This is a genomic window from Janibacter sp. CFPM2_SD2 (assembly GCF_057364645.1).
Window position 1 is genome coordinate 1 of record NZ_JBNFOF010000315.1, and the last position, 1977, is coordinate 1977.

Sequence of the window (1977 nt, forward strand, 5' to 3'; positions counted from 1 at the left end):
CAGCAGCCCCGGGACGCCACGACCGCGGCCCCCACGACGAGCGCGCCTCGCCAGCCGGCGCCGAGCAGAGCAGCGATCGCGCCGACCTGCACGAGCAGCACGATCACGAGAGCCACGGCCCCCATCGGGCCGACGTCGCCGCGTCGCATGATCTCGAGCGCTCGCTCGCGGTCCCAGCCGGCACCGAGGCCGTCGACCGTGTCGGCCAGGCCGTCGAGGTGCATGCCCCGTGAGCCGTGGGCCAGGACGCCGAGGGCGAGGCCCGCGGCGACGAGCGCGGCGCGCTCGACGTCGTCGACGACGACGACCTGGAGCGCCAGGGGGAGGACGGCGAGTGGCGCGAGGAGCAGCGCGGCGCGTGCCGTGTCCGAGGTGATCGTCACCCGACCGCTCGGCGACCGGGTGAAGGTCCCGACCGCCAGGCGCAGCCCTTCGGACGCACTCACGGCGAGGTGGGGGCCGGTGCCTCGAGGGCGTCGACGACGTCGCCGATGACGGTGATGGCCGGGGGAGCGAAGCCCCCTTCGTCCGCCGCGAAGGCGATCTGCGAGAGGGGGGCCCGCACCGACCGCTGCTGCGGGGTGGCCCCGTCCGCGATGCACGCGGCCGGGGTGTCGGGGGACAGGCCAGCGGCGACGAGCGCCTCGGCGATCGCCCCGAGCGTCGCGACGCCCATGAGGACGACGATGGTCAAGCGCGAGGTTGCCAGGGCGGCCCAGTCGACCTCGCTGCGCGTGTCGTCGGGGCCGACGTGCCCGGAGACGACGGCGACGCCCTGCGAGAGGCCGCGGTGGGTCACGGGGATGCCGGCGAGCGCCGGGACGGAGAAGGCGGACGAGACACCGGGCACGGCCTCGACGGCGATGCCGGCGGCGACGCAGTGGTTCCACTCCTCGCCACCGCGGCCGAAGAGGTAGCCGTCGCCGCCCTTGAGCCGGACGACGGTCCGACCCGCGCGCGCGTGCTCGACGAGCAGCTCGTTGATGCGCTCCTGGGGGGTGAACTCGCCGCGCGGGATCTTGCCCACGTGGATGATCTCGGCCTGCGGGGCGATCTCGTCGAGCGCGGCGACCGGGCCCAGACGGTCGGTGACCACGACGTCGGCGGCGGCGAGCGCGTCGCGGCCGGCGACGGTGAGCAGACCGGGGTCGCCGGGCCCCCCGCCGACGAGGATGACCCGCCCGGTGGCGGTGGTGGTGGCGTCGGTCATGCGGTCCTCCGGTGGGAGAGATGGGCCAGCTCTCGCAGCAGCCCGTCGATGGTGTGGGGGTCACGGACGGCGATCCGCACCCAGGTGGCGTCGAGCCCGGGGAAGGTGTCTCCGCGGCGCACGGCCCAGCCCGCGTCGCGCAGCTGCTCGCGGACCCCGGCCCCGACCTGCGCCAGGACGAAGGGGGCGTCGCCGCCGCCGGTCGGGATGCCCAGGGCCTGCAGCCCCGTGGTCAGGTGCCGGCGCCAGCCGGCGAGCTCCTCGGTGGCGCGCCCCGCCTCGGTCAGGGGCGGCGGGGTTCGCGGTCTCGGTCATGACCCGCAGCGCGAGCGAGCCGACCGACCAGTGCGGCTGGTGCGCGGCGAGGGCCGCGACGAGCTCGGCGTCGCCGACGACATAGCCGGCACGGATGCCGGCGACGGCCCAGGTCTTCGTCAGCGAGCGGACGACGAGCAGACCGGTGAGGTCACCGCCGACGAGCGACTCGCGCTCGCCGGGCACGGCGTCGATGAAGGCCTCGTCGACGAGCAGCACGCGCCCGGGCCGCGCGAGCGTGCGGATGGCGTCGGCCGGGTGCAGCACGCCCGTCGGGTTGGTCGGGTTGCCGATGACGACGAGGTCGGCGTCGCCGACCTGCCCGAGTGCCTCGGGAGTGAGCGCGAAGTCGTCCTCGGCCCGCAGCAGCACGTGCCGCACGTCGTGGCCTGCGGCGCGCAGCGCGGCCTCGGGCTCGGTGAACTGCGGGTGCACGACGACCGCGTCGCGCG

Annotated in this window: 3 protein-coding genes; all 3 read right to left on the reverse strand. The window is 76.0% G+C overall.

Annotated elements, in window-relative coordinates; all coding sequences use genetic code 11:
* Window positions 1–446 (reverse strand): adenosylcobinamide-GDP ribazoletransferase (locus AC2W7J_RS17820; protein WP_485984066.1); only part of this gene is annotated, 446 nt, incomplete at its 3' end.
* Window positions 443–1210, reverse strand: a complete 768-nt coding sequence (cobA, locus tag AC2W7J_RS17825; RefSeq protein ID WP_485984068.1) for a uroporphyrinogen-III C-methyltransferase — start codon at window positions 1208–1210, stop codon at window positions 443–445. The genes cobA and AC2W7J_RS17820, both read right to left, overlap by 4 nt.
* Before the next feature lie 60 nt (window positions 1211–1270).
* The coding region (locus AC2W7J_RS17830) for an aminotransferase class I/II-fold pyridoxal phosphate-dependent enzyme (RefSeq protein ID WP_485984070.1) at window positions 1271–1977 on the reverse strand (707 nt) is incomplete at its 5' end.